Source organism: Massilia sp. (assembly GCF_031995545.1).
GTDB lineage: Bacteria > Pseudomonadota > Gammaproteobacteria > Burkholderiales > Burkholderiaceae_D > Telluria.
Genome location: NZ_DAMAGA010000006.1, coordinates 1 through 25,253, shown reverse-complemented (window position 1 = coordinate 25,253; position 25,253 = coordinate 1). Strand labels below are relative to the sequence as shown.

25 protein-coding genes are annotated in these 25,253 nt (G+C 63.6%); 6 read left to right on the top strand and 19 right to left on the bottom strand.

All coding sequences use genetic code 11. The features are described from left to right. Positions 1–189 precede the first annotated feature (189 nt). From RTQ83_RS06570 to RTQ83_RS06560, 3 genes are all read left to right on the top strand, one after another. Complete coding sequence (locus tag RTQ83_RS06570; protein ID WP_312512381.1) at positions 190–759, top strand: GbsR/MarR family transcriptional regulator; 570 nt, start codon at positions 190–192, stop codon at positions 757–759. Positions 760–855: 96 nt separating this feature from the next. Next, positions 856–1,428: a hypothetical protein gene (locus RTQ83_RS06565; protein WP_312512379.1), complete on the top strand. Its 573-nt coding sequence runs from the start codon at positions 856–858 to the stop codon at positions 1,426–1,428. A gap of 249 nt (positions 1,429–1,677) precedes the next feature. Then, positions 1,678–3,177, top strand: coding sequence for a hypothetical protein (locus RTQ83_RS06560; protein WP_312512377.1), 1,500 nt, complete (start codon positions 1,678–1,680; stop codon positions 3,175–3,177). A gap of 2 nt (positions 3,178–3,179) precedes the next feature. On the opposite strand, the gene RTQ83_RS06555 is transcribed toward RTQ83_RS06560, so the two are convergent. After that, positions 3,180–3,326 carry a hypothetical protein gene (locus tag RTQ83_RS06555; RefSeq protein WP_312512375.1) on the bottom strand — a complete coding sequence of 49 codons (147 nt, stop codon included), beginning with the start codon at positions 3,324–3,326 and terminating at the stop codon, positions 3,180–3,182. Between the two features lie 161 nt (positions 3,327–3,487). Here RTQ83_RS06555 and RTQ83_RS06550 point away from each other — a divergent pair, with 161 nt between their 5' ends. Further along, on the top strand, positions 3,488–4,558 hold the full coding sequence (locus RTQ83_RS06550; protein ID WP_312512373.1) for a serine hydrolase domain-containing protein: 1,071 nt from the start codon (positions 3,488–3,490) through the stop codon (positions 4,556–4,558). A gap of 18 nt (positions 4,559–4,576) precedes the next feature. Here the strand turns inward: RTQ83_RS06550 and RTQ83_RS06545 are convergent, their stop codons facing one another. The 8 genes from RTQ83_RS06545 to RTQ83_RS06510 form a co-directional block, all read right to left on the bottom strand. Next, the gene (locus RTQ83_RS06545) at positions 4,577–5,233 is read right to left on the bottom strand and encodes a glutathione S-transferase (RefSeq protein WP_312512370.1); all 657 of its coding nucleotides are present in this window, start codon (positions 5,231–5,233) and stop codon (positions 4,577–4,579) included. A 109-nt stretch (positions 5,234–5,342) separates the two neighbouring features. Continuing rightward, complete coding sequence (locus RTQ83_RS06540; protein ID WP_312512368.1) at positions 5,343–6,032, bottom strand: type 1 glutamine amidotransferase domain-containing protein; 690 nt, start codon at positions 6,030–6,032, stop codon at positions 5,343–5,345. Between the two features lie 86 nt (positions 6,033–6,118). Then, positions 6,119–6,724 carry a TetR/AcrR family transcriptional regulator gene (locus RTQ83_RS06535; RefSeq protein WP_312512365.1) on the bottom strand — a complete coding sequence of 202 codons (606 nt, stop codon included), beginning with the start codon at positions 6,722–6,724 and terminating at the stop codon, positions 6,119–6,121. A gap of 153 nt (positions 6,725–6,877) precedes the next feature. Next, positions 6,878–7,651 (bottom strand): enoyl-CoA hydratase, encoded by a 774-nt coding sequence (locus RTQ83_RS06530; protein WP_312512362.1) that lies wholly within the window; start codon positions 7,649–7,651, stop codon positions 6,878–6,880. Between the two features lie 210 nt (positions 7,652–7,861). Next, entirely contained in the window at positions 7,862–9,058 is a 1,197-nt protein-coding gene (locus RTQ83_RS06525) for an acetyl-CoA C-acyltransferase (protein WP_312512359.1), read from the bottom strand. A gap of 27 nt (positions 9,059–9,085) precedes the next feature. After that, positions 9,086–11,482 (bottom strand): 3-hydroxyacyl-CoA dehydrogenase/enoyl-CoA hydratase family protein, encoded by a 2,397-nt coding sequence (locus RTQ83_RS06520; protein ID WP_312512356.1) that lies wholly within the window; start codon positions 11,480–11,482, stop codon positions 9,086–9,088. An 80-nt stretch (positions 11,483–11,562) separates the two neighbouring features. Further along, positions 11,563–13,353, bottom strand: coding sequence for an acyl-CoA dehydrogenase C-terminal domain-containing protein (locus RTQ83_RS06515; protein WP_312512353.1), 1,791 nt, complete (start codon positions 13,351–13,353; stop codon positions 11,563–11,565). A 45-nt stretch (positions 13,354–13,398) separates the two neighbouring features. Next, positions 13,399–14,037 carry a TetR/AcrR family transcriptional regulator gene (locus RTQ83_RS06510; RefSeq protein WP_312512352.1) on the bottom strand — a complete coding sequence of 213 codons (639 nt, stop codon included), beginning with the start codon at positions 14,035–14,037 and terminating at the stop codon, positions 13,399–13,401. A 480-nt stretch (positions 14,038–14,517) separates the two neighbouring features. Between RTQ83_RS06510 and RTQ83_RS06505 the strand changes: the two genes are divergently transcribed. After that, positions 14,518–15,324, top strand: coding sequence for a hypothetical protein (locus tag RTQ83_RS06505; RefSeq protein WP_312512349.1), 807 nt, complete (start codon positions 14,518–14,520; stop codon positions 15,322–15,324). Between the two features lie 41 nt (positions 15,325–15,365). Further along, positions 15,366–15,749 carry a hypothetical protein gene (locus tag RTQ83_RS06500; RefSeq protein WP_312512348.1) on the top strand — a complete coding sequence of 128 codons (384 nt, stop codon included), beginning with the start codon at positions 15,366–15,368 and terminating at the stop codon, positions 15,747–15,749. Between the two features lie 34 nt (positions 15,750–15,783). On the opposite strand, the gene RTQ83_RS06495 is transcribed toward RTQ83_RS06500, so the two are convergent. The 10 genes from RTQ83_RS06495 to RTQ83_RS06450 form a co-directional block, all read right to left on the bottom strand. Continuing rightward, positions 15,784–16,182: an RNA-binding S4 domain-containing protein gene (locus tag RTQ83_RS06495; RefSeq protein WP_312512345.1), complete on the bottom strand. Its 399-nt coding sequence runs from the start codon at positions 16,180–16,182 to the stop codon at positions 15,784–15,786. A 29-nt stretch (positions 16,183–16,211) separates the two neighbouring features. Further along, the gene (gene clsB / locus RTQ83_RS06490; protein ID WP_312512342.1) at positions 16,212–17,372 is read right to left on the bottom strand and encodes a cardiolipin synthase ClsB; all 1,161 of its coding nucleotides are present in this window, start codon (positions 17,370–17,372) and stop codon (positions 16,212–16,214) included. A 16-nt stretch (positions 17,373–17,388) separates the two neighbouring features. Further along, positions 17,389–18,225 carry an endonuclease/exonuclease/phosphatase family protein gene (locus RTQ83_RS06485; protein WP_312512339.1) on the bottom strand — a complete coding sequence of 279 codons (837 nt, stop codon included), beginning with the start codon at positions 18,223–18,225 and terminating at the stop codon, positions 17,389–17,391. A gap of 146 nt (positions 18,226–18,371) precedes the next feature. Continuing rightward, positions 18,372–18,581 (bottom strand): hypothetical protein, encoded by a 210-nt coding sequence (locus RTQ83_RS06480; protein WP_312512337.1) that lies wholly within the window; start codon positions 18,579–18,581, stop codon positions 18,372–18,374. Positions 18,582–18,943: 362 nt separating this feature from the next. Further along, positions 18,944–19,399, bottom strand: coding sequence for a dihydroneopterin triphosphate diphosphatase (nudB, locus tag RTQ83_RS06475; RefSeq protein ID WP_312512335.1), 456 nt, complete (start codon positions 19,397–19,399; stop codon positions 18,944–18,946). 156 nt (positions 19,400–19,555) lie between these two features. Next, positions 19,556–21,358, bottom strand: a complete 1,803-nt coding sequence (aspS, locus tag RTQ83_RS06470) for an aspartate--tRNA ligase (RefSeq protein ID WP_312512334.1) — start codon at positions 21,356–21,358, stop codon at positions 19,556–19,558. 77 nt (positions 21,359–21,435) lie between these two features. Next, positions 21,436–22,068 carry a DUF502 domain-containing protein gene (locus RTQ83_RS06465; protein ID WP_312512332.1) on the bottom strand — a complete coding sequence of 211 codons (633 nt, stop codon included), beginning with the start codon at positions 22,066–22,068 and terminating at the stop codon, positions 21,436–21,438. A 48-nt stretch (positions 22,069–22,116) separates the two neighbouring features. Further along, positions 22,117–22,461 (bottom strand): FmdB family zinc ribbon protein, encoded by a 345-nt coding sequence (locus tag RTQ83_RS06460; RefSeq protein ID WP_312512330.1) that lies wholly within the window; start codon positions 22,459–22,461, stop codon positions 22,117–22,119. 353 nt (positions 22,462–22,814) lie between these two features. Beyond that, the gene (ubiB, locus tag RTQ83_RS06455) at positions 22,815–24,398 is read right to left on the bottom strand and encodes a ubiquinone biosynthesis regulatory protein kinase UbiB (protein ID WP_312512328.1); all 1,584 of its coding nucleotides are present in this window, start codon (positions 24,396–24,398) and stop codon (positions 22,815–22,817) included. After that, positions 24,395–25,075: an SCP2 domain-containing protein gene (locus RTQ83_RS06450; protein WP_312512326.1), complete on the bottom strand. Its 681-nt coding sequence runs from the start codon at positions 25,073–25,075 to the stop codon at positions 24,395–24,397. The genes ubiB and RTQ83_RS06450 overlap by 4 nt, the downstream gene beginning before the upstream one ends. Positions 25,076–25,253 lie beyond the last annotated feature (178 nt).

Sequence of the window (25,253 nt, the reverse complement as noted above, 5' to 3'; positions counted from 1 at the left end):
TTTTCAGAAAACAGTGAAAGTATGCACCCAAAATCTGTTGCTGTCAGCTAATTGAACGGATAGCGGAGTGAGTTAGTCGGGTATTGACGGTAAGACCTTGTCACCCTGCCAGGAATGCGAGTGCGCCGTGTGAAGCCGCGCCCTACGTGGGATAATTCAGGTTTCAAGAACATCGAAAAGTTGAGAACCATGACGCCACTTGTCCAAACGTTTGTCAGCCACTTCGGCGAGATGGGCAGCCGCTGGGGCATCAACCGCACCGTGGGCCAGATCTACGCCCTGCTGTTCGTCAGCGAAGAGCAGCTCAATGCCGACGACATCGGCGAAAAGCTCGGCATCTCGCGCTCCAACGTCAGCATCGGCCTGAAGGAACTGCAGTCCTGGGGCCTGGTGCGCCTGACCCGCATCCCGGGCGACCGCCGCGAATATTTCGGCTCGCTGGGCGACGTGTGGGAGATCTTTCGCGTGGTGGCGGCCGAGCGGCGCCGGCGCGAAGTGGCGCCCACCCTGTCGGTGCTGCGCGAATCGTTGATGGCCAATGCCAAGAACCCCGAAGACAAGTTCGCCCAGGAGCGCATGCGCGAGATGCACGAACTGGTCGACCTGGCCAACAACTGGTTCGACGACCTGCAGCGCCTGTCGCCGGAATCGATGTCGCAGCTGATGAAGATGGGGTCCAAGGTGCAGAAGCTGCTGTCGGCCAAGGACCGGTTGTTCGGCGCGGCCGCCAAGGATGCCAGGGACGTGAAAGAAGACTGACGGTTCACGCTCTGTCTTTACGGCTGGTTATAGCCGTGCTCGCCGTTTTCCGCCGACGGGCTAGACTGGTCTTTTGAATGCCGGTCTACCCTTTCCATGAATATCGTCTGTATCGCCTGGGGCTCGCTGCTGTGGAAGCCGGGCCCCCTCAAGCTGGCCTCCGGCTGGCACCCCGGTGGCCCGCGGCTGCCACTCGAATTCGTGCGCAACAGCGACGACAGCCCCGAAGTGGCGCTGGTGCTGTGCGAAAGCGCGCGCCCGATGCCTACCTACTGGGCCTATCTCGACACCCAGGACCTGGACGAAGCGCGCGCCATGCTGCAGCAGCGCGAGAAGATCACGCCCGAAAAACCGGAATGGGTCGGCAGCATTCCAAGCGTCGATGGCGCAAAAGCCGACGCGCGCATCGCCGCATGGATGAAGGAAAAGCGCATCGATGCCGCGGTCTGGACCGCGGTGCCGCCCAAGTTCGACGGCCAGAACGGCAAGGTGGCGACGGCCGACCAGGTGGTTGCGTGGCTGGACAGTTGCAGCGGCGAGCAGCGCGCTGCGGTCGAGGACTATATCCGGCGCACGCCGGCGCATATCGATACCCGCTACCGGCGCATCATCGAGGCGCGGCTGGGGTGGACGCCGCTGCGTGAGTCGCACGTGACGCAGATGCGCTGAAGCTGTCGTGGCTGCGAGCAATGCCGGGCAGCCGTGATTGCCTTATCTGCCAGGAATATTACCTCGTTCGACAAACCGAGCGCCCTCGGCCTCATTACCGACGGCCAGCGCCGCGCCATGCGGCGGCAGGCCGAAGCAGCCATGTGCCATTTAGTTCCGCGTCGGCGCTGAGACAGCTCACGCCGACATGTAAAGCGAACACCTAGAGTGAGGTCTCCACCTCGCTCACTCTCTTTACATGGGACACATATGGCATCAATCCACGGCAACAAGATTTTTTCGACATGGGGCCGCTTCCTGAAGGCCGTGCTTGCTTTCTCTTGCGCAGGCGCTGCTTGCGCCAGTCCAGCCGTCGACACGGTGGACGCGGACGCTTGTCCGGACCCGCTCCAGTACAGCGTGATCAACCTCGCGCCTGGTTCAGGAGCGGCGCTGTTAAACAAGCGTGGCCAGGTCGCCTTCACGGGATCCAACAGCTTTTTCGACGGTCACAGGATGCATATGCTGGGCTCGCTCGGCAGCGGCTACACCGTATTGCGAGGCGTGAACGACATGGGTGTTGTCGTGGGCCAGTCCCAAGATGCCCAGTCCAGGTATCGCGCATTTACCTGGACCGTCAAAGACGGCATGCGCTCACTGCCGGGGGCCTTCACCGCCGACGCCTACGCGGTCAACAACCGCAGCCAGGTCGTGGGGTACATGCAAGACGTACCCCTGCAAGCCCATGCCAGGCGCTGGAACCCCGACGGCACGTTGACGAAGCTTGGCCCGGAAACGGCCAGAATAGCCACAGCCAGGGCGATCAACAGCAGAGGGGAGGCCGTCGGCGACGGCGAGGTTACCCGATACAACAATCACGCTATTTTTTGGGACGCCAACGGCAAGGAGACCGTCCTGGGCAACTTCGGCGGCACGTATTCGGGGGCACACCACATCAACGAGGCCGGCCAGTTGCTTGGCTATTATTATCTTGAACAGCGCAAGATCCACTTCATCTGGAGCAGCGCGCACGGCATGGTCCGGATCGGTGATACCGATACTATCGAGCAAATGGCTGGCCTTAATGACCATGGTGACGTTATCGGAAATGCCCCGATCAACATCGGCCTTCCCCAACCCGGTCGCCCGCCTTATATCTGGTCGCAACGGCGTGGCCTGCGCAGCCTGCCTCTCGCAGGCGCGCATGACGGCATAGCCCTTGCCTTGAATAATCGCCGTCAAGTGGTGGGCCAAGCGACAAGCACGCAGGACGGTGTATCCAGCCAGCGTGCGGTCTTCTGGAATGACCTATCGTCCCCGGTCGACCTGAACACGCGACTCTACCGCGCGCCCGCAGGGCTGGTGCTGTATTCGGCAAGGGCGATCAATGATGACGGCGTGATCGTGGCCGAATCCAACGCCGGGCTGGTGTTGCTACGCCCGGGCAGGAGCGGGACCACCGCCCCGGTGCTCGGACCGATCATGGGCGGCGGCGAAGCGGTCTTGCCCGGTGACAGGGTTGATTTGACGGTTGCCTTTGTCGACAGCAACGTGAGCGAGTCGCATGTGGCGTCGGCGCACATCGATGATGGCTGTCCACAGCCTGCGCCAAGCCTGCGTGAACGGCGCGGGGTGGGTGACGTCAGCGTGCGTCACACGTTCTGCCGTGCCGGCAGTTTCAGGCTCACGGTCAAGGTAACCGACCGTGCAGGCAACACCACCCAGGTGCAGCGCGGGTTGTCCGTGTCCGAGCCAGGCAGTGGCGGCTGAGGTCAGTCGAACTTGCTGAAGTCCGGTTTGAGTTTCTCGAAGAAGGCGGTAAACGCTTCCTTCGCTTCCGGCCCCTGCAGCATGGCGCTGAACCGTTCGTTCTCGGCGTCGATGGTTGCGCGGATCTCTGGCCAACGGGCGCGCTTCATCAGTGCTTTGGTGGTGCGGATCGCGCTTAGGGCGAGCTCGGCCGGCCGCGCTTCGGTGATACCCGCTACCGGTGTATCATCGAAGCGCCGCTGGGCTGATGCCCGCTGCGCGAAGCCACGTCACGCATACGCGCTGACGCCATCCGACCCTGGGAGTCTCCATGCACTTTCGCCCCTCCTGGCTTGGCACCCTGTGCCTGGCTTGCACGCTGGCCTTGCTGTCGGGCTGCGCGGTATTGGATAAGACCGCCGGCACCAGGTTGATCGAGCGCCATGCGCCAGGCGATTACAGTGGCGTGATCGCGATACGCGAGGATGCCGGTTCCAGCCTGGTGGTGCGCGCCAGCGGCCTGGCCGTGCGCGAACAGGCACAGGAACACACCAGGGATACCCGCTTCATGACCGGCTCGGTCACGAAATGGATCAGCGCCGTCACCGTGCTGCGCCTGGCCGACATGGGCAAGCTCGACCTGGACGCGCCGATCGCGCGCCACCTTCCGGAACTGCCGGCCGCGAGCGGCGCGGTGACGCTGCGCCAGTTGCTGTCGAATCGCAGCGGGGTCCCGAATGGCTTGCAGGAAGCGCTGCGCAAGGACCAATCGATTCGCCATCTCGAGATCGGCCCGGTGGCAGGCGCCCTGCGCTTCGGTGGCGGCGCCCTCAATGCCCGCCCCGGCGAGAAATGGGATTATTCGGTGACCAACTGGCTGCTGGTGGCGGCCGTCGTGGAACGGGCCGGCAATCGGCCATTCACCGATGTCGTGGAAGAACTGGTGCTGGCGCCGGCCAGGACACGCGACACCGGTTTCGCCGGCAGCGACGATGAAGAAGCGGTGGGCATGGCGGTGGCCTACGACGCCTCCGGCACGCGCAAGACCCCTCCCACCCCTCCCATGGTGGTGGCCAGCGGCACCTTGTACAGCACCGCGGCCGACTTGGTCGCGATCGCCGATGCCGTATATCGCACGCCGCTGTTGTCCGACAAGGCCCGCAAGGAACTCATGACCATCCAGGTGGCATCCGAAGATTACGCGCTCGGCGGCCGGGTCAGGACCATCGCCACTGGCAAGAGCACGCGCGCGCTAGCTTGGGAATCGGGCGTCAGCGGCGGCTACAAGACCCTGCTCGCCTACGATCCGCGCGATGGCCGGGCCGTCGTCCTGCTCAACAATACCGACATGCAGCAGGCGGATCAGGGGCGCATCGCGATTGCCCTGTTCAATGCCATGTAGCGTATCGGCGCGGCACTGTCAGCGCGCTGCCCAGGTTTCTTCCACCATCCTGTTCCAGGCCTGGACGCTGGGCCTTGCCTGCATCCGCGCATGCCAGGCATGCAGCGCCACATGCTGCGCCGGCACTTCTAGCTTCACGATGGCCGCGAAGATGAATGCCCCGATGACCGTGATGTCGGCCATCGAAAACGCCGTGCCGGCGATGTACGGCCGGGTCTTGAGCAGCGTATCGAAATAGTCCATCGCGCGCATGGCCCGGTCGCGCTGGCGCATGCCCCACTCCGGATTCTGGTACAGCTCGACCTTCGGCCCCAGGCCCGGCGTTGCATGGTGAAAGTAGACGCTGATCGCGTCCAGCAGTTCCAGTTCGGCGCGCCGGCTCATCATGTGGATCGTGCCCTTTTCGAATGGCGTGGTGCCGGTGAGCGTGGGCGGACCGTCCAGGTTGTCCAGGTATTCGGTGATCGCCGTGCATTCGGCGATCAGGCTGCCATCGTTCAGCTCCAGCACCGGCAAGGTACCGGAATAATTCTTGGCCAGGAAAGCCGGTGTCTTGTGTTCGCCGGTCCACAGGTTGACCGACGCGAAACGCACGCGCGATTCAAGCTGCTTTTCGGCGATCGCGATCCTGACCCGGGCCGGATAAGGGCCGTCGAACCAGTCATGGATGGTCATGGGTGCTGCTGCGCTATCGGTCATGATGTCGTGCCTTTCGATGAAATGGCGGCATGGCAGCGGTGCGCCATGCCTTGCGCGGAAAAGTGATTGGCGAATGCCGCCATGCTCAAGCGGCGTTGCGCGCGAGTGCCTGCAGCAGGACTTGCGCAGTCTCGGCCGATGAACCGGGATTCTGTCCGGTAACCAGGAGCCCGTCCGCGACCACGTAGCTACCCCAGTCATCGGTGCGAGAAAACACGCCGCCTTTCGCCCTCAGCTCGTCTTCCACCAGGAACGGCACGATGTCGGTCAAGCCGACCGCAGCTTCTTCGCTATTGGTAAATCCCGTGACGCGCTTGCCATCAACCAGCGGCAAACCGTTTGCCTGCTTTACATGGCGCAACACGCCGGGCGCATGGCATACCAGGGCGACCGGCTTGCGCGCACCAATGAAGGATTCGATGAGAGCGATCGAGTTGGGATCTTCCGCCAGGTCCCACAACGGGCCGTGGCCTCCTGGATAGAACACTGCATCGAAGTCGCCTTGGGATACGCTGTCCAGGCGCACGGTATTGGCAAGCTGTCTCATGGCTGCGGCATCGGTTTCGAAGCGCCGGGTCAGTTCGGTCTGGAAAGACGGCTCGTTGCTTTTCGGGTCGAGCGGTGGCTGACCGCTGGCAGGCGACGCCAGCACGACGCGAGCGCCCGCTTCCCGGAACGCATAATAAGGAGCGGCAAGCTCTTCAAGCCAGAAACCGGTCTTGCGGCCGGTGGTACCGAGGATATTGTGGGAAGTCAGTACGATCAGGATGTTCATGCGCAATTCCTTTATATATAGTAGACCAGTCGTCTACAAGCTACTTCAAAAAAAACGCTCCGGTTGAAGCGTTCGCTGGTGCTCCGTTAACGGGGCAAGTGTAATACCTGTCGCGTTGTGCGCATGGCAGCGTCGAATGGCGCTTCGTCGCGCGTCACCTTGGCCATGACACTGGCGCCGAGCCACAGTTGGTAAAGGCTCTCGGCCGCTAATCCCGCCTCGTCGTCCACCTTGACCGAGCCCTCGGTCGTGCCGCGTTCGATGGCATGGGCCAGTCGGGCAACGATGCCGGCAGTACCCTGCTTGATCGTCAGGCGCATGGGCTCAGACAAGTCCGCCACTTCCGCCCCCAGCTTGACGACCAGGCATTTACCGTGGCAATCGGAAAACAACTGGTTGCGGCGCCATTTGTCGAAATACGCGATCAGTCCGTCGGCGACCGGTGTCCCCTCCTGCTGCAGGGTAACATCGAGCTCGGCCAGGTAATCCTTGAAGTATTTCTCGAGCAGGGCTTCGCCAAACGCATCCTTGGAGGCGAAGTAATAATAGAACGACCCTTTCGGTACCCCGGCCGTCGTCAGGATTTCATTCAGGCCGACTGCCGAGAATCCCTTGCTCGCCATGATCCGCTGCCCTACCGACACGATATTGTCGCGGACCTCGGAAGATTCAGTTGTCGCCGTTTTCACCATGGATCCACAATAAACCAAATTAGACCGGTCGTCTACAACTATTTTTTCTGCTGCGCATGGCTTGAAGACGCAGGCATGTCCGGACACGAGGGATATTGCGGCCGATAACGTCGAGCCAGCGCCCTCCGTGACCGGCCGCCGGCTCGCATGTCTTCAATCGAACTTCGAGAAGTCCGGCTTGCGTTTCTCGAAGAAGGCGGTGAACGCCTCTTTCGCTTCCGCCCCTTGCAGCATGGCGCTGAACCGTTCGTTCTCGGCGGCGATAGCTTCGCGGATCTGCGGCGAACGGGCGCGCTTCATCAGTGCCTTGGTAGTGCGGATCGAGGCGGGCGGCAACTTGGCCAGCTTGGCGGCCTGGCCCTGGGCGAAGGCCAGCAGTTCGGCGGCCGGCAGCACGCGCGCGACGATGCCCATGTCCAGTGCTTCTTGCGCCAGGAAGGCTTCGCCCAGCAGCAGCTTCTCGGCGGCGCGGGTGTAGCCGGCCGACTGCGCGACCAGCAGCGAAGAGGCGAATTCGGGGCACAGGCCGAGCTGGGTGAACGGCATCGAGAATTTGGCGTTGTCGGCGCAGTAGACCAGGTCGCAGTGCATCAGCAGCGTAGTGCCGATGCCGACGGCCGCGCCGCTGACTGCGGCGACCACCGGCTTGGTGCAGCTTTCGAGCGCGGTCATGAACTGGAAGACCGGGCGCTGCTCGGTCATTGCGTCTGCGCCGGCGTTGTTCAGGAAGTCGTCCAGGTCGTTGCCGGCGGTGAAGATCTCGGGTTTGCCGGCGATCAGGATGGCGCGCACGGTGGTGTCGCCTTCGGCGTCGCGCAGGGCGTCGGCCAGGGTCTGGTACATGGCGCCGGTGATGGCGTTCTTGCGCTCCAGGCGGTCGAATTCGAGGGTGAGGATGCCGTCGGATTTGGTGGTGAGGATGGACATGCGGGTCTCCGGTTATTCTTGGGCTGGTTGGACGCGTCGGCGGCATAGCCGCCAACCCTACGGATGGCAGGATCAATCAGCAGATTTGATTATTCGTGGGGCGAATGGACGCGTGGGCGGGAGACCCGTCCATCCTACACATCCTGGATGGTGAGTCTCCCGCCCACGCGGTGATACGGGCGGTCGCGTGATCGCGGCCGCCCTTCATGGTTACACGCGCTCGATGATGCCGGCTGCGCCCATGCCGGCGCCGACGCACATCGTCACCATGCCGTACTTCAGGCTGTTGCGGCGCAGGGCGTGCACCACGGTCGCGGCGCGGATCGCGCCGGTCGCGCCCAGCGGGTGGCCGAGGGCGATCGCGCCACCCATCGGGTTCACTTTGCTGGTGTCCAGGTTCAGGTCGCGGATCACGGCCAGCGCCTGGGCGGCAAACGCTTCGTTCAGCTCGATCCAGTCCAGCTGGTCCTGGGTGATGCCGGCCGCCTTCAGGGCGGCAGGAATCGCCTCTTTCGGACCGATGCCCATGATTTCCGGCGGCACGCCGCGCACGGCGAACGACGAGAATTTGGCCAGCGGGGTCAGGTTGTGCTCCTTCAGGATCTTTTCGCTGACCACGATCAGGGCGCCGGCGCCGTCCGACATCTGCGACGAGGTGGCGGCGGTGACCGTGCCCTTGGCCGCGAACACCGGCTTGAGCTTGGCCATGCCTTCGATGCTGGCGTCGGCGCGCGGGCCTTCGTCGGTGTCCACGGTGCGGCGCTTGACGTCGATCTCGCCGGTCGCCAGATTCGGCGTGCGGGTGATGACTTCGACCGGGGTGATCTCGTCCTTGAAGTAGCCGGCCTGCTGGGCGGCGATGGCGCGGCGGTGCGATTCCAGGCCAAAGGCGTCCTGGTCTTCGCGCGACACCTTCCACTGGGTCGCCACCTTCTCGGCGGTCAGGCCCATGCCGTAGGCCAGGCCCACGTTCTCGTCCTTGAAGGTGTCCATGTTGATCGACGGGTGGTGGCCCATCATCGGCACCATCGACATCGATTCGACGCCGCCGGCGATCATCACGTCGGCTTCGCCCACGCGGATGCGGTCGGCCGCCATTGCCAGGGCGGTGATGCCCGAGGCGCAGTAACGGTTGACGGTGACGCCGCCCACGGTGTGCGGCAGGCCGGCCAGCACCACCGAGTTACGGGCGATGTTGAAGCCCTGCTCCGCTTCCGGGAACGAGCAGCCGATGATGGCGTCGACGATCAGGGCCGGGTCCAGTCCCGGCACCGCGGCCATGGCGCCCTTGATGGCGTGCACCAGCAGGTCGTCCGGGCGGGTCTTGTTGAACATGCCGCGCGGCGCCTTGCCGATCGGGGTACGGGTCGCTGCGACGATGTATGCGTCTTGAAGTTGTTTGCTCATGTCAGTAATCCTGTTCTGTCGGCGACGTTAGTTGCGCACCGGTTTGCCGGTCTGCATCATGCCCATGATGCGTTCCTGGGTCTTCGGATTGTTCAGCAGTGCGACGAAGGCCTTGCGTTCCAGGTCGAGGATCCACTGCTCGCTCACCACGCTGCCCTGGTCGATGTCGCCACCGGTCACGATCTCGGCGATGGTGTCGCCCAGGTGGTAGTCGTAGGCCGAGATGAAGCCGCCGTCACGCATATTGACCATCTGGCCGCGGATGGTGCCCCAGCCGTAACGGCCGGTGACCGGGAAGGTACGGCGTGCCGGCGCGCGATAACCCGCGTCGAACATGGCGCGCGCAGTCGTTTTAGCGACGTGCAGCAGCTCATAGGCGTTGAAGACGATGATGTCGTCTTCCTTCAGGTAGCCCATCGCCTTGGCTTCCAGTGCCGACTTCGACACTTGCGCGGTAGCCGCGTTCATGAAGCCGGTCTTCAGGAATTGCAGGATGTCGTTGCCCTTGGCTTCGTTCGCCGCGCGCAGCGCCGCTTCCTTCAGGCCGCCGCCGGCCGGCACCAGGCCGACGCCCACTTCCACCAGGCCAATGTACGACTCGATCGAGGCCACGCGCTTCGATGCGTGCAGCGCCAGTTCGCAGCCGCCGCCCAGCGCCAGGCCCGCAACCGCAGCGACCACCGGGATGTTCGAATATTTCATCGCCATGAAGGTGTCCTGCAGCTCGCGCACGATTGGCTCCATCGCCTTCGCGCCGCCGGCCATGAAGGCCGGCAGGGCCGATTGCAGGTCGGCGCCGGCCGAGAACGCGCCGCCTTCGGCCGCGTCGGTATTCCAGATCACCACGCCCTTGTAGCCTTGCTCGGCTTCCTTCAGCGCGCGCTGGATGCCCTTGATGACGCCATCGCCGATCACGTGCATCTTGGTCTTGAGCGAGATGACCAGCACCTCGTCGTCCGAGTGCCACAGGCGCACGCTGTCGTCTTCGAAGACGGTGGTGCCGAAGGTTTTCGCATCGACGGTGGTCGAGCCCACGACCGGCGCGCGGAACTGCTGGCGCTTGTACACCGGCAGGTCCGACACCGGCACATACGAATTCTTCGTGGCCGAGTAAGAACCTTCGGCGGTGTGCACGCCCTTCTCGGCGACCGAGCCTTCGAACACCCACGCCGGCAGCGGAGCATTCGACAGCGCCTTGCCGGCGTCGATGTCTTCCTTCACCCACTGCGCGATCTGGGTCCAGCCGGCGGCTTGCCAGGTCTCGAACGGACCGACGCTCCAGCCGAAGCCCCAGCGCATCGCGAAGTCGATGTCGCGCGCGTTGTCGGCGATGGTGTCCAAGTGGAACGCGATGTAGTGGAAGGCGTCGCGGAAGATCGCCCACAGGAATTGCGCCTGCGGGTTGGTCGAATCGCGCATGGCCTTGAACTTCTTGACCGGGTCTTTCTCTTTCAGGATGCGGCCGACGATGTCGGCGGCCTTGGCGCCGCTCGGCACGTATTCGCCGGTGGCGAAGTCGAGACGCTGGATGTCCTTGCCGACCTTCTTGTAGAAGCCCGCGCCCGATTTCTGGCCCAGTGCGCCCTTCTCGATCAGCTTGGCCAGGATGTCAGGCGTCTTGTAAACGCTGAAGAACGGGTCGTCCTTCAGGTTGTCCTGCATGGTCTTGATCACGTGGCCCATGGTGTCCAGGCCGACCACGTCCGCGGTGCGGAAGGTGCCCGACTTGGCGCGACCGAGCTTGGCGCCGGTCAGGTCGTCGACCACGTCCACCGACAGGCCGAATTTCTCGGCTTCGACGATGGTGGCCAGCATGCCGAAGATGCCGACACGGTTGGCGATGAAGTTCGGCGTGTCTTTCGCGCGCACCACGCCCTTGCCCAGGGTCGAAGTCAGGAAGGTCTCGAGCTGGTCCAGAATCTCAGGGCGAGTGGCCTCGGTCGGGATCAGTTCGACCAGGTGCATGTAGCGCGGCGGGTTGAAGAAGTGGACGCCGCAGAAGCGTTCCTTCAGGCCGGCGTCGAAGCCTTCGGCCAGCTTGTTGATCGACAGGCCCGAGGTGTTGGAGGCGAAGATCGCGTGCGGGGCGATGTGCGGGGCGACCTTGGCGTACAGGTCGTGTTTCCAGTCCATGCGCTCGGCGATGGCTTCGATGATCAGGTCGCAGCCAAGCAGCACGTCGAGGTTGTCCTCGTAGTTGGCGACTTCGATCAGCGCCGCGTCATCCTTGTTGCCCAGCGGGGCCGGCGACAGTTTTTTCAGGTTCTCGATGGCGCGCAGGACGATGCCGTTCTTGGCGCCTTCCTTGGCCGGCAGGTCGAACAGGACGACCGGGACCTTGGCGTTCACGCAGTGCGCAGCGATTTGCGCACCCATCACGCCGGCGCCGAGGACGGCGACTTTCTTGACGATGAAATTGGACATGTTTATTCCTTGTTTGAGCGCGGTCCCTGCCTGGCATGGCCTGGCAGGGACCGCGGCGGTCGGTTCAGCGTGACGGGGTATTAAAACAGCTCGGCATCCAGCGCCAGCAGATTCGACGCGCCCGAACGGGCCTGGCGGATCAGCATCGCGGTTTCCGGATACAGGCGCGCGAAGTAGAAGCGCGCGGTGGCCAGCTTGGCTTCGTAGAACTTGTCGCCCGAGTCCAGCTTGGCCAGCGCGATCTTCGCCATCTGGGCGAAGAAGTAGCTGTACACCAGGTGGCCGGCCACGCGCAGGTAAGGCACGGCGGCGGCGCCGACTTCGTCCGGGCTCTGGAAGGCCTTCATGCCGATTTCCATGGTCAGCTTGGTGACCTTTTCGCCCAGTTCGCCCAGCGGGGTCACGAACTCGGACATCTGCTCGTCCAGGCCGTTCTCTTCGACGAACGACTTGATCTTCTCGCCGAACTTGCGCAGCTTGGCGCCGTTGTCCATCAGGATCTTGCGGCCCAACAGATCCAGCGACTGCACGGTATTCGTGCCTTCGTAGATCATGTTGATGCGGGCGTCGCGCACGTACTGCTCCATGCCCCATTCCGAGATATAGCCGTGGCCGCCGTACACCTGCAGCGCTTCCGAGGTGGCGATCCAGCCGTTGTCGGTCATGAACGCCTTGACGATCGGGGTCAGCAGCGCGACTTCGTCGGCCGCTTCCTTGCGCACGTCTTCGTCCGGGTGGTTCAGTTCACGGTCGATCTGCAGCGCCACGTAGGACGAGAAGGCGCGCGCGCCTTCGGCGTAGGCCTTGGCGGTGAGCAGCATGCGCCGCACGTCCGGGTGCACGATGATCGGGTCGGCCGGCTTGTCCGGCGCTTTCGGGCCCGACAGGCTACGCATCTGGATGCGGTCCTTGGCGTAGGCCAGCGCGTTCTGGTACGCGACTTCGGTCAGGCCCAGCGACTGCATGCCGACGCCCAGGCGGGCGGCGTTCATGAACACGAACATCGCCTGCAGGCCCTTGTGCGGCTGGCCGATCAGGGTGCCGCGCGCATTGTCCAGGTTCATCTGGCAGGTGGCGTTGCCGTGGATGCCCATCTTTTCTTCGATGGCGCCGCAGGCGATGCCGTTACGCTCGCCCAGCGAGCCGTCTTCGTTCGGCAGGAACTTCGGCACCAGGAATAGCGAGATGCCTTTCGAGCCTTCCGGCGCATCCGGCAGGCGCGCCAGCACCAGGTGGACGATGTTCTCGGCCATGTCGTGTTCGCCGGCCGAAATGAAGATCTTGGAACCGGTGATCAGGTAAGTACCGTCGGCCTGCGGTTCGGCCTTCGAGCGCAGCAGGCCGAGGTCAGTGCCGCAGTGCGCTTCGGTCAGGCACATGGTGCCGGTCCACTCGCCCGAGACCAGCTTCGGCAGGTACAGGCGTTTCTGGTCGTCGGTGCCGTGCTCCAGCAGGCACTCGTAGGCGCCGTGCGACAGGCCCGGGTACATCGACCAGGCCTGGTTCGACGAGTTCAGCATCTCGTAGAACGAGTTGTTGAGGGTGACCGGCAGGCCCTGGCCGCCGTATTCAGGGTCGCATGCCAGCGCGGCCCAGCCGCCTTCGACATACTGTTTATACGCTTCCTTGAAACCCTTCGGGGTAGTCACGGTCTTGTCGGCCGCGCTGAAATGGCAGCCTTCGCGGTCGCCCGAGTGGTTCAGCGGGAACAGCACTTCCTGCGTGAACTTCGCGCCTTCTTCCAGCACCTGGTTGATGATGTCGGCGTCGATTTCCTCGTACTTCGGCAGTTGCTTGAACTCTTCCTTCACGTTGAGGAATTCGTGCAACACGAACTGCATATCCCGAAGTGGCGCGACGTACTGACCCATGGTTTTCTCCTGACGAAGGTAATGATGTTGGACTTGGCCGGCGGCTTATGCCGCCTGGTGGTCTTGCTGTGCTGTTGCTTGTTCCGGCACTGCTTGTGGATTGCGGTAATTCTCGATCAGGCGCGCAAAGGCGGCCTCGGCGCGTTCGACCGCGCCGGGATTGCGCAGGAAGCGGGCGTCGTGATGCAGGGCCAGGATCAGGCCGTGCATCTCGAACACCAACTGCTCGGCGTCGACGCCGGCGCGCAGATGCTGGACGTCGACCGCCTGGCGCACGCTGCGCAGCAGCGCGCCCTGCCAGGCGCGCACCATCGACACCAGCTCTTCGCGGATCGGACCCTCGCGGTCGTCGTACTCGACCGCGCCACTGATGTAGATGCAGCCGGACGCGATCTCGACCGACACCCGCTTGACCCAGCGCGTGTACATCGCGACCAGGCGCGGCAGGCCGCGTGCTTCCTTGATGCTCGGGAAAAACACTTCTCCCTCGAAGCGGTGATGGTACAGCTTCACCACCTCCAGCTGCAGGTCTTCGCGCGAACCGAAGTGGGCGAACACGCCCGACTTGCTCATGTTCATCCGGTCGGCCAGCAGGCCGATGGTCAGGCCTTCGAGACCGTTGCGGCTGGCGAGCTCGAGCGCGACGTCGAGGATCGCGGCCCGCGTCTGTTCGCCCTTGCGCATGAATTTGGTTGAAGCGTTGATGGTATCCCCTGAGTCGAAAAAATCCGAACGCTCGTACTATTATCTATCAGGCTTGGAATGTCAAACGGGAACTTAGAGTTGGCGTTCTATTGATGCAAGACAACGGTTGGCGCAGGGAGAATGCGCCGTGGATGGGTTGCCAGGCTTGTGAAACGCCGGACAGCCGTTTTGCCGATTCAGCTATAAAGGTACCGCATTTTTGCAGGCGCGGGTGTTCCGATTGCGGGGCTTGCGTCTCCGTCAGACACACTGACCATGCGACAGGCATTGACTCCATATCGAGCGGCAATATTTCTTTTCCCGCGCCCTGATTTGTCACTATAGTTCATGATCCGATAGTTACCAATCGTTGACTGACAGATGACGTTCCTGCGCATATTGCCGATGGCCATACTCCTGCTCGCCTGTTCGCCTGCCGACCATGAGCAACCCAAGTCCGCACAGCCCGCGGCAACACCTGTGCAAGCCGCCAAGGTTACCGTGCTGACCAAGCCTACTACGCAAGCAAGCCGGCCGCTCAGCACCCAGGAGCGTGTCGAACTGGCCTGGATGCGCGCGCTGTTCGGCACTGCCTACGACAGCCGTGAGCGCCACGCCCTGATCGATCTCGAGAATGACGGTGCGCCGGCGCGCTACTGGATGACGCTCGTCTCTTCGACTACCCTGCCCGACGGCCGTGTCGCCGTCGCCGTGAACGGCACGCCATGGAACGAGGGTGGCATCGACTTGCCCGGCATCGCCACCGAGGGCCTGCTAAACGTCTACCTGCTGCGGCGCGAGGGCGAAGGCGAAGAGCAGACATGGATCGTCGACGAACGCCACCCGAACCTCGCCTCGATGGGCGCAATGGGACGGATCGGCAACGTGCACTGGGTCAGCGTCGGCCCCGGCAAGCCAGGCTTTATCGTCTCTTCAGGCATCTTCAATCGCGGCGATTCCAATACGTATGCCAGGGTATATGAGCTGGGCAACGGCGTACGCGAACTGGCCGACTTCACCCAGAGCGCCAACAATAACGACGCCTGTACGCCGGAGCGCGACAAGTGCTGGGACATCGAAGGCACGATCCGCTTTGCCGACGCGGCAGCGGACGGCTACGCCGACCTGCTGGTCGGCTACAGCGGCAAGATCTACCGCCAGCTCGACAGTGCTGCAGAAGAACCCGCCGAACAGGTCCTCAGGCAGATCGACGAAACCGTGCACTACCGTTTCGACGGCAAGGCATACGCCATCGTCGCCGGCACTGACCCGATCGCCGAACTGTGAGTCCGCTTCACCTCGATCACCAACAGGAAAGGAGTCGTACGATGAACAGCAACTACCAGGTCATGGAAGCGGTCGAGCCGACCGACCTCGAACTGCGTGAAGCGATCCGCTCGTTCATGGACGAGCGCGAGGGCCGATCGGGCGAAGCGATGATGGCGGATTTCATGGTGATGCTCGGCCGCGCCTGCTCGCGCCTGGACGAAGGAGCGACCGAAGAAGAAGCCATTGCCGACCTGCACTTCCATGGACTGGAGCGGGAAGTCGCGGCCACGGTGGTGCAGAAGGCGGCCGAAACGGTAGGTGCGCATCAGCCGCTCAAGGATGGCATGCAGGGCGCGCAGACGGGCGGCGACGGGCTCACGCGTTTCGCCATCCTGGTGATCGTCCTGCTGGCGGTAGTGGTGTACGTCTACAGCGCCGGGTAATGCCTGGGGGATGCGCAGCGGCAGCCCCTCTAACCTACTCGTCGCTGCCTTCGCCGACGCGCGTCATCGCCCGCCGGTCGCGCTTGGTCGGCCGGCCCTTGATCTCCAGGCTCGGCTCCGGATACAGGCGCCGCGCCACCTTGTCGTTCTCGCGCCGGCTGATGCTTTCATCGGTCTCGAAATACAGCGTGCGCGCCACCGGCGCCGGGCCGCGCGAGCCCGAAATCGCGGCCACGATCACTTCCCAGCGGTCCGAACCGTTGTCGATCAGGATCTTGTCGTTCATCTTGACGGTGCGCGCCGGCTTGACCGGTTCGCCGCCGATGCGCACGCGGCCGCGGTCCACCGCGTCCTGGGCCAGCGAGCGGGTCTTGAAGAAGCGCGCCGCCCACAGCCATTTGTCGAGTCTTACATTGTCTTTATCGTCGTTCACGCTGTTACTCATCCTTGTCCAATCATCCCTCAGGTGTAGCCGATCGTGACCACCCGCATCACCAGCTTGTACAGCATGTAAGCCGCGCCGTAGCTGGCCCGCTGCAGCCAGCCGGTATGGGCGAACTCCTGCGGGCACACCTCGACCCCGTCCGCGATGCCGCGCTCGATATGGCGGCGCAGGGTGGCGGCGAACGCCGGGTCGTTGACCACCACGTTCGCCTCCTGGTTCACGAACAGCGACAGGCCGTCGCAGTTGCTCGACCCCACCGTGGCCCAGTCGTCGTCGACCACCGCGACCTTGGCGTGCAGCTGGGTCTTGCGGTACTCGACCACACGGATGCCGTCGGCCAGCAGCTTGGGATAGAAGGAATGGGCCACCGCATCCTGGATGCGGAACTCGCCCACCCCGATCAACAACGTCACCTTCACCCCACGCCGGGCGGCATGCGCCAGGGCCTTGCGGAACTTGCGCCCGGGCGCGAAGTACGGCGTGGCCAGCAGCACGCTGTCGCGCGCATGGCCGAGCGCCTGCAAATACGCCTTCTGGATCGTGGCGCGGTTGCGCAGGTTGTCACGCACCACAAATGCGGCCCGTGCCGGACTTTCGCAAGAGGGAAGCGGCTGCTTGCGCATTTCGCGGAACAGTTGCAGGCGCTTGCGCAGGCGCAGGCGCCCGGTACGCATCCACTGCCCCGCCGCCTCGTGGTGGATCTGGGCCACCAGCGGCCCGCGCACGCGTACCGTGAAGTCCCAGCGCGGAGCCGGCAGGCGGTGGCCGTCGGCGTGGTCGCACAGCCAGTCGTCATTGGTGTTGATGCCGCCGACAAAGGCGACGTCGCGGTCGATCACCGCGATCTTGCGGTGCGAGCGGGCGATGCCGCGCTTGCACAGGGGATTGAAGACGCGGTACTGGACGCCGGCCGCGGTCAGCTCCGGCCCCAGCCGGCCGCAGCAGCGATGGCCGGTGCCGAACCAGTCGACCAGCACCCGCACCTTGACGCCGCGGCGGGCGGCGCGGATCAGGGCGTCGCGCACGCGCTCGCCAGTCTCGTCCTCGGCGAAGATATAGGTTTCGAACAGCACCTCGTACTTGGCGGCGTCGAGCGCCGCGATCAGCGCCGGAAAGAAGGCGACGCCGCTTTCCAGCAGGGTGATCTCGTTGTTGTCGACGAAGGTCAGGTTGCGCATGGCCTGGCGGACCAGCTCAGCGCGTGCAGTGTTTCGCCGGATCGGCCAGCTCGAGTTCGGCCACGATCGGCGCATGGTCGGACAGCTTGGCCCACAGCGGGCCGTGCATCACCTTGGCATTGTTGACCTTGAAGCCGCGCACGTAGATGCGGTCGAGGCGGAACCACGGCAGCGCGGCCGGGAAGGTGCGCGCCGGCGCCAGGCGCGGCTGGCGGCCGGCCCAGCTGCGCACCATGTCGCCCAGCGGCGAGCGCGGGCCGAGTTCGTCGAACACTTCGGTCACGCCCAGGCCGTGGCGCAACTTGTCGCTCAGGGTGTTGCGCCAGTCGTTGAAGTCGCCGGCGATGATCACCGGCTCGCCGTTCGGGGCCGACGAATTGACCGCTTCGATCAGCGACGCGGTCTGGCGTCCGCGGCTGCCTTCGAACAGGCCCAGGTGCACCACGTAGCAGTGCACCTTGCACTCGGGCGTACCGAGCACGCAGTGCAGGATGCCGCGCTGTTCATAGGCGTGGTCCGAGACGTCGTGGTTGTGCGAATTCTCGATCGGCCAGCACGACAGCAGCGCATTGCCGTGGTGGCCGTGGTCGTACACCGCGTTCATGCCATAGGCGGTGTGGTGGGCGTCGGGAGCGAAATAATCGTATTGCGCCGTTTCGGGCCAGTAGCGGTGACCGCGCTCTTCCTTGCCGTACCTGGCCTGGAAGCGATCGTGGCGGCCCTGCACTTCCTGCAGGAAGACGATGTTGGCGTCGAATTCGGCGATGGCCTTCTTCAGGGCGATCACGCGGGGCGTGCTGCGCAGCGAGGAAACGCCCTTATGAATGTTGTAGGTGGCTACACGAATTTTCATGGGAACATTCTACCCGGATCGGGCCGGCGTTCTCGTGAAACGGGCCCAATCGTGCGCCTGCCTGGAGACGCGCCATGGCGGCTGGAGGGATGGCCGGCGGGAGCCGGCGGACGCCGCGCGTGGAGGGAGAGATGGAGCGGCCGGGGTTAGCCGAGTGCCAGCGCCTCGTCGTAGATGGCTTCGTGGCCGGATACGATCATGCGGCGCGGTTTGCGTTCCGGCTGCTTGGCGGTCTTGTCGACCGGGGCCAGCGGGCCGCTCAGGCGCAGGCCGCCGATCAGGTCGATATAAATGCAATCGTCACCCAGTGTGATTTCTTTCACATTCTTCTTGTGGTTGAGTTCAGGGTTGTTCAATTTAGTCCTCCAGGATCATCCGCTAAAAAGTGTCTTCTTTCAGGTCTCACCGTCGGTGATCTGTTGACGATATTCTACTGATTTCCATCTGTCAAACGTTGAATATATGGTGTTAATCGCTGGGATACAAATTTCCTATGGTTATCAAAACGCCATTTCAGCTGTAAAAAGGTGTAATTTCATAGGGGGATTTTGTAAATAAGCCCGTCATATGGGCGTTTGCGCACAGATGGCGGCAGAAAATAGCACTCTCGTACTTTTGCTGAAAAACGTCACTTTCTGGTTTTCCAGAAGTAACAATATCTTACAATTTGAACTGGAATTGACCCTGTGAAAGACAGAGTTATTTTCAGGTGGAAATGTTAATTTCCGTGATGATGCGGTAGCTGGAGGATGGCTTCGGCGTTCGACGACGAAAAGCAGCGGTCGGCCGCTTCGAGCCAGGGCAGCCAGGCGTGCTGCAGATGCTCGCGCGGGCTGAGGGTGATGGGAATGTCGCGTGGAACGCATACCGAGAACACGTGCTCGGTGTTATGGGTGACGCCGGGGGCGTAGCGGTGGCGCCAGACCGGGTAGATTTCGTAGATGTTCGACAGGCCCCAGTCGCGCAGGCGGATCAGTTCGCCGTCGGCGACGATGCCGGTTTCCTCGAACAGTTCGCGCGCGGAAGTGAGCGGCAAGGGCTCATCGGGCGCGTCGAGCGAGCCGGTAACCGATTGCCAGAAGCCCGGACGATCGGCGCGTTCGAGCAGCAGCACTTCCATGGCGGAAGTGTGGATGACGACCAGGACCGATTCGGGGATCTTGTGGGGTTTCATGGCAGCGCGGACGCGTGGACGGTAGGGTTGGCGGCTACGCCGCCGACGCGTTCAACCGGCTCACGGTCGGCCGTGCGGCTTGCCGGAGCTGGTTGAACGCGTCGGCGGGGAACCCGCCAACCCTACAAGGCGATAGCAACGTCGCCCCGTACGCTCTTAAGCGACCTTCTGCTCGCTGCGCAGACGGATGTGCAGTTCCTTCAGCTGCTTCTCGTCGACTTCCGACGGCGCATTGGTCAACAGATCCTGCGCGCGCTGGGTTTTCGGGAAGGCGATCACGTCGCGGATCGACTCGGAGCCGGTCATCAGGGTGATCAGGCGGTCCAGGCCGAAGGCCAGGCCACCGTGCGGCGGCGCGCCGTACTGCAGCGCGTCGAGCAGGAAGCCGAACTTCAGCTGCGCTTCTTCGGCGCCGATCTTCAGCGCGCGGAACACCTTGCTCTGCACTTCTTCGCGGTGGATACGGATCGAGCCGCCGCCCAGTTCCCAGCCGTTCAGGACCATGTCGTAGGCCTTGGCGATGCAGGCGCCCGGATTGGTTTCCAGCATGTCCTCGTGGCCATCCTTCGGCGCGGTGAACGGGTGGTGGGTCGCGGTCCAGCGGTCGCCGTCTTCGTCGTATTCGAACATCGGGAAGTCGATCACCCACAGCGGCGACCAGACGTCGTCGAACAGGCCGGCCTTCTTGCCGAATTCCGAGTGGCCGATCTTCACGCGCAGTGCGCCGATGGCGTCGTTGACGACCTTGGCTTTATCCGCACCGAAGAAGATCAGGTCGCCGTCTTCGGCCTTGGTGAGTTCCAGGATCTGGGCCAGGACTTCGTCCGAGATGTTCTTGACGATCGGCGACTGCAGGCCATCGCGGCCCTTGGCCTTCTCGTTGACCTTGATGTAGGCCAGGCCCTTGGCGCCGTAGATCGCCACGAACTGGGTGTAGGCGTCGATTTCCGAACGCGGCATCGAACCGCCCTGCGGCACGCGCATGCCGACCACGCGGCCGTTCGGCAGGTTGGCGGCGCTGTTGAACACCTTGAACTCGACCGACTTCATCAGTTCAGTCAGTTCGGTGAACTCGAGCTTGACGCGCATGTCCGGCTTGTCCGAACCGTACTTGCCCATGGCGGTGGCGAAGTCCATCACCGGGAACGGGTTCGGCAGGTCGACGCCGGCGGTGTTCTTGAACACCACGCGCATCATTTCCTCGAACAGGTCGCGGATTTCCTGCTCGTTCAGGAACGAGGTTTCGCAGTCGATCTGGGTGAATTCAGGCTGGCGGTCGGCGCGCAGGTCTTCGTCGCGGAAGCACTTGGTGATCTGGTAGTAGCGGTCGAAGTTGGCGACCATCAGCAGCTGCTTGAACAGCTGCGGCGACTGCGGCAGCGCGAAGAAGTTGCCGGCGTTGACGCGCGACGGCACCAGGTAGTCGCGTGCGCCTTCCGGGGTCGACTTGGTCAGCATCGGAGTTTCGATGTCGATGAAGCCCAGGTTGTCCAGGTACTTGCGCACTTCCATCGAGACTTTATAACGCAGCTTCAGGTTGTGCTGCATCTGGCCGCGGCGCAGGTCGAGCACGCGGTGCGTCAGGCGGGTGGTTTCCGACAGGTTGTCGTCGTCCAGCTGGAACGGCACCGGCACCGAGGCGTTCAGCACTTCGACCTGCGAAGCGGTGACTTCGATCTTGCCCGACTTCAGGTTGGCGTTGGCCGTGCCTTCCAGGCGGTTGGTGACAGTACCGACGATGCGCAGGCAGTACTCGTTACGCACGTGCTCGGCGGCCTTGAACACCTCGGCGTTGTCGGGATGGCAGACGACCTGCACCAGGCCTTCGCGGTCGCGCAGGTCGATGAAGATCACACCGCCGTGGTCGCGGCGGCGATGCACCCAGCCGCACAGGCTGACGGTTTGGCCCAGCAGTTCCTCGGTGACGAGGCCGCAGTAGTTGGTACGCATGGAGGTCATGGTTTTCGTTCCAGGTTGGTTAAATTGGCGGGCCGGGGCCCCTATTCTGTGCTTGTTCTGTGGTTCTTGGTGGCCGCTTACTTGGCCGGCGCGTCCAGCGGTGTGGCGGCCGGCGCCGGTACGCTGGCCGGCGCGACCACGCCCATCGAGACGATGTACTTCAGCGCCGCGTCGACCGACATGTCCAGCTCGCGCACGCGGCTGCGTTCCATCATCAGGAAGAAGCCCGAAGTCGGATTCGGCGTGGTCGGCACGTACACGCTGACGTAGTCGCCCACCAGGTGGTTGGTCACGTCCCCGCCCGGCACGCCGGTGAGGAAAGCGACCGTGTACGAATCGGCGTGCGGATACGGGATCAGCACGGCCTGGCGGAAGGCGTTGCCCGAGGACGAGAACAGCGTGTCCGACACCTGCTTGACGCTGCCGTATAGCGAGCTAACCACCGGCACGCGCTTGATCAGGCGTTCGCCCAGGCGCATCACGTAGTTGCCGACCAGGTTGTTGGCCAGCACGCCGGTCAGGAACACGATGGCCAGCGTCAGCACCGCGCCCACGCCCGGAATGTCGGCGCCGAGCAGCACGCGCGGCTGCCAGGCTGCCGGCACGAACAGCAGCGACTGGTCGAGCGTGCTGATGATCAGGTTCAGCACCCAGGCGGTGATCGCCAGGGGCACCAGGACCAGTAGGCCGGTGAGGAAGTATTTGCGCATCGGATTCCCGTTATTCTTGTTGGACGCGGCCGCGCGGCCGGCGCCGGATCAGCTGCCGCTCTTGTCGCCGCCGCCCGTCGGCGCAGCCGGTGCCGGCGCAGGCGTGGCGGCCGGCGCGCTCGCTTCGGCGGCGGCCGGCGCAGGCGCGCTGCTGCCGTTGCCGTTGCCGTTGCCATTGCCGTTATTGGCGGTGCCGGTGGCCGGCGGCGTGCCGCCACGGAAATCGGTCACGTACCAGCCGGTGCCCTTCAACTGGAAGCCGGCGGCGGTCACTTGTTTCTTGAAGGACGGCTTGGCGCACGACGGGCAGACGGTCAGGACCGGGTCCGATATCTTTTGCAGTACATCTTTGGTGAAACCGCATTCTTCGCAGCGGTAGGCGTAAATCGGCATGCTCAGTGCTCCGCAAAAATCTTCAAAACCCTGAATTATAAAGCTTTTACGATGGGATTTGCCGTTTGGGCAGCATGGGGCTGGCATGAACGCGTCCGGCTGGCAAGCGGCACGCCGTGGATGTTGTTTTTCGCCATCGCCACAGGTGTTTCGTTTGCTCAAGCATTAACTTCGATGTTTTAATACGGACTCTTCACCGAATGTTGGCAACAGGGAATCCCTGCTGCCCTCCGTTAAGAAGAAACAGAAGATGGCGCGGTCTTGCATCAGCGCGGTCCATAGAAGAACACTTGCTTCAAAGCCCGCGCGAGCGGGCTTTTTCTTTGAGCGGTCGGGTTAACCCGTTCGCGCCGTCAGCCGAACATCCCCACCACACCCAGCACCGCCAGCGCCGCAAACCCCGCTACCACGCAGCTGACGAACACCAGCATGCGATTGGTGCGCCGCTGCTCCACCAGCAGCAGTGCCAGCAGATCGGCATTCGCCACGTGGCCGTGGCCGCCGGTGTGGGCGATCTGCGGATGCGCTTCGCGCTCCAGCGCCTGATGCACCAGGCGCGGCAGTTGCGGGAAGATCTGGGCGTAGCGCGGCGCTTCAGCGCGCAGGCGCTCGACCAGACCCTGCCAGCCGACCTGCTCCGACATCCAGCGTTCCAGATACGGCTTCGCGGTCTTCCACAAGTCGAGATCAGGGTCGAGCTGGCGCCCCAGGCCTTCGATATTCAGCAGCGTCTTTTGCAGCAGCACCAGCTGCGGCTGCACTTCGACATTGAAGCGGCGCGAGGTCTGGAACAGGCGCAGCAGGATCTGGCCGAACGAGATGTCTTTCAAGGGCCGGTCGAAAATCGGCTCGCAGCAGGCGCGCACCGCCGACTCCAGCTCATCCACGCGCGTGCTCGGCGGCGCCCAGCCCGATTCGATGTGGGCTTCGGCCACACGCTTGTAGTCGCGGCGGAAGAAGGCCAGGAAGTTTTGCGACAGGTAATCCTTGTCGAAGTCGTTCAGGGTGCCGACGATGCCGAAGTCGAGCGCGATATAGCGGCCGAAGGTCTCCGGTTCGACCGACACCAGAATATTCCCCGGGTGCATGTCGGCATGGAAGAAGCCATCGCGGAACACCTGGGTGAAAAAAATCTCCACGCCGTCGCTCGACAGCTTCTTGAGGTCGACGCCTTCGGCCGCCAGGCGGTCGATCTGCGACACCGGGATGCCGCGCATGCGTTCCATCACGATCACGCTGCTCGAGCAATAGTCCCAGTACATCTCGGGCACCATCAGCAGCTCGGAACCGGCGAAGTTGCGGCGCAGCTGGCTGGCATTGGCCGCTTCGCGCATCAGGTCCAGCTCGTCGTGCAGGTATTTGTCAAACTCGGCCACGACTTCACGCGGCTTCAGGCGCCGTGCTTCGCCCCACACGCGTTCGATCAGCGAGGCCGCCAGGTGCATCAGCGCCATGTCTTCGTCGATCAGCTTTTTCATGCCGGGACGCAGCACCTTGATCGCCACTTCCTTGCCGTCCTTGAGCTGGGCAAAGTGGACCTGGGCGATCGAGGCCGAGGCCACCGGATCGCGGTCGAAGCGGGCGAACAATTGATCGGGGTGGGCGCCGAGCGAGCGCGTGATCTGGGCGATGGCCAGGTCGGAACCAAACGGCGGCACCCGGTCTTGCAACAGCGCCAGTTCGTCGGCGATATCGGGCGGCACCAGGTCGCGCCGGGTCGACAGCACCTGGCCGAATTTCACGAAGATCGGGCCGAGCTCTTCCAGCGCCTGGCGCAGGCGGATCGCGCGCGGCGAGGTGATGCGGCGCCAGAAGAAGAAGGTGTTCATCAGGCGCGCGGTGCGTGGCGCGTTGATGCTGGTGACCGCGATTTCGTCCAGTCCGTACTTGGTGAAGACAGCGAGGATGCGCAGCAGGCGCAGGAATTTCAATATCATCGACGATCCGGATTCAGGTCTGCGCTGGGCGCAATGGAAGTGCTCGGCGCCGGCTGGGCCAGCTTTTGTTCGAGGCGGGCGATGCGCTTGGCGGTGCGCTCGACATCGTCGCGCAGGCGCACGACATCGGCGGCGAAAGCTTCGCGCTGGCGCGGACGCACCAGCACCGGGCGCTCTTCGGCCAGGAATTCGGCCAGGTTATCAAGCAGCCGCCGCCCTGCTCCCGTCGCGCCATGCACGGCGCCGCGGCCGGCCTGGGCCAGGCGGCGCGCGCCGAGCGGACCGACCACGCGTTCGAGGTCGTGCTCGGCATCCCAGCGCAGGCCGTTGGACAGCTGCGAGATCGTGTTCGCGAATTCGGCGTCGCCATCGATCTTCACGTACGACAGCATGCGCGTGCGGTCCTGGGCGATCAGTGGCAGGTCGGCCAGCTTGACGCGGATGGTGACGTCGGCGTTCTCTGCATTCTCGCCGGCTTCCAGCATGCCGTCGGCGGCCACGCGCAGGCACAGGCGCGCCGGCCCGGTATCGATGCAAACGTGCTTGCCGGCATGCCGCGCCAGCGCCTTGCGCGCCCACTCTTCCTGGGCCAGCAGATGGTTGATCACGGCCGCCGCCGGCATGGCCAGGGCGTGTTGCGGCGACAGATTGGGCAAGGTAAACAAACTCGGGAGCATGGCGAGCCTAGGCTAAAAAAACAAAACCGCCCGGGGTAAAGCGGGCGGTCTCGATCTTACCAGTTTGCCGGGCGCAAACCCGGCGACACGAAATGTTTGTCGAAAAATAATTCGACGCCAGCAGATCAGTCGACTTGCTGGATACCTGCCAGCACCCAGCCGCCACCACCGGACAGCG

Excerpts from the sequence above, each read along its gene's own strand:
- RTQ83_RS06570 (WP_312512381.1), top strand. The coding sequence starts at position 190 with ATGACGCCACTTGTCCAAACGTTTGTCAGCCACTTCGGCGAGATGGGC.
- RTQ83_RS06565 (WP_312512379.1), top strand. The coding sequence starts at position 856 with ATGAATATCGTCTGTATCGCCTGGGGCTCGCTGCTGTGGAAGCCGGGC.
- RTQ83_RS06560 (WP_312512377.1), top strand. The coding sequence starts at position 1,678 with ATGGCATCAATCCACGGCAACAAGATTTTTTCGACATGGGGCCGCTTC.
- RTQ83_RS06555 (WP_312512375.1), bottom strand. The coding sequence starts at position 3,326 with ATGAAGCGCGCCCGTTGGCCAGAGATCCGCGCAACCATCGACGCCGAG.
- RTQ83_RS06550 (WP_312512373.1), top strand. The coding sequence starts at position 3,488 with ATGCACTTTCGCCCCTCCTGGCTTGGCACCCTGTGCCTGGCTTGCACG.
- RTQ83_RS06545 (WP_312512370.1), bottom strand. The coding sequence starts at position 5,233 with ATGACCATCCATGACTGGTTCGACGGCCCTTATCCGGCCCGGGTCAGG.
- RTQ83_RS06540 (WP_312512368.1), bottom strand. The coding sequence starts at position 6,032 with ATGAACATCCTGATCGTACTGACTTCCCACAATATCCTCGGTACCACC.
- RTQ83_RS06535 (WP_312512365.1), bottom strand. The coding sequence starts at position 6,724 with ATGGTGAAAACGGCGACAACTGAATCTTCCGAGGTCCGCGACAATATC.
- RTQ83_RS06530 (WP_312512362.1), bottom strand. The coding sequence starts at position 7,651 with ATGTCCATCCTCACCACCAAATCCGACGGCATCCTCACCCTCGAATTC.
- RTQ83_RS06525 (WP_312512359.1), bottom strand. The coding sequence starts at position 9,058 with ATGAGCAAACAACTTCAAGACGCATACATCGTCGCAGCGACCCGTACC.
- RTQ83_RS06520 (WP_312512356.1), bottom strand. The coding sequence starts at position 11,482 with ATGTCCAATTTCATCGTCAAGAAAGTCGCCGTCCTCGGCGCCGGCGTG.
- RTQ83_RS06515 (WP_312512353.1), bottom strand. The coding sequence starts at position 13,353 with ATGGGTCAGTACGTCGCGCCACTTCGGGATATGCAGTTCGTGTTGCAC.
- RTQ83_RS06510 (WP_312512352.1), bottom strand. The coding sequence starts at position 14,037 with ATGCGCAAGGGCGAACAGACGCGGGCCGCGATCCTCGACGTCGCGCTC.
- RTQ83_RS06500 (WP_312512348.1), top strand. The coding sequence starts at position 15,366 with ATGAACAGCAACTACCAGGTCATGGAAGCGGTCGAGCCGACCGACCTC.
- clsB (WP_312512342.1), bottom strand. The coding sequence starts at position 17,372 with ATGCGCAACCTGACCTTCGTCGACAACAACGAGATCACCCTGCTGGAA.
- RTQ83_RS06485 (WP_312512339.1), bottom strand. The coding sequence starts at position 18,225 with ATGAAAATTCGTGTAGCCACCTACAACATTCATAAGGGCGTTTCCTCG.
- nudB (WP_312512335.1), bottom strand. The coding sequence starts at position 19,399 with ATGAAACCCCACAAGATCCCCGAATCGGTCCTGGTCGTCATCCACACT.
- aspS (WP_312512334.1), bottom strand. The coding sequence starts at position 21,358 with ATGACCTCCATGCGTACCAACTACTGCGGCCTCGTCACCGAGGAACTG.
- RTQ83_RS06465 (WP_312512332.1), bottom strand. The coding sequence starts at position 22,068 with ATGCGCAAATACTTCCTCACCGGCCTACTGGTCCTGGTGCCCCTGGCG.
- RTQ83_RS06460 (WP_312512330.1), bottom strand. The coding sequence starts at position 22,461 with ATGCCGATTTACGCCTACCGCTGCGAAGAATGCGGTTTCACCAAAGAT.
- ubiB (WP_312512328.1), bottom strand. The coding sequence starts at position 24,398 with ATGATATTGAAATTCCTGCGCCTGCTGCGCATCCTCGCTGTCTTCACC.
- RTQ83_RS06450 (WP_312512326.1), bottom strand. The coding sequence starts at position 25,075 with ATGCTCCCGAGTTTGTTTACCTTGCCCAATCTGTCGCCGCAACACGCC.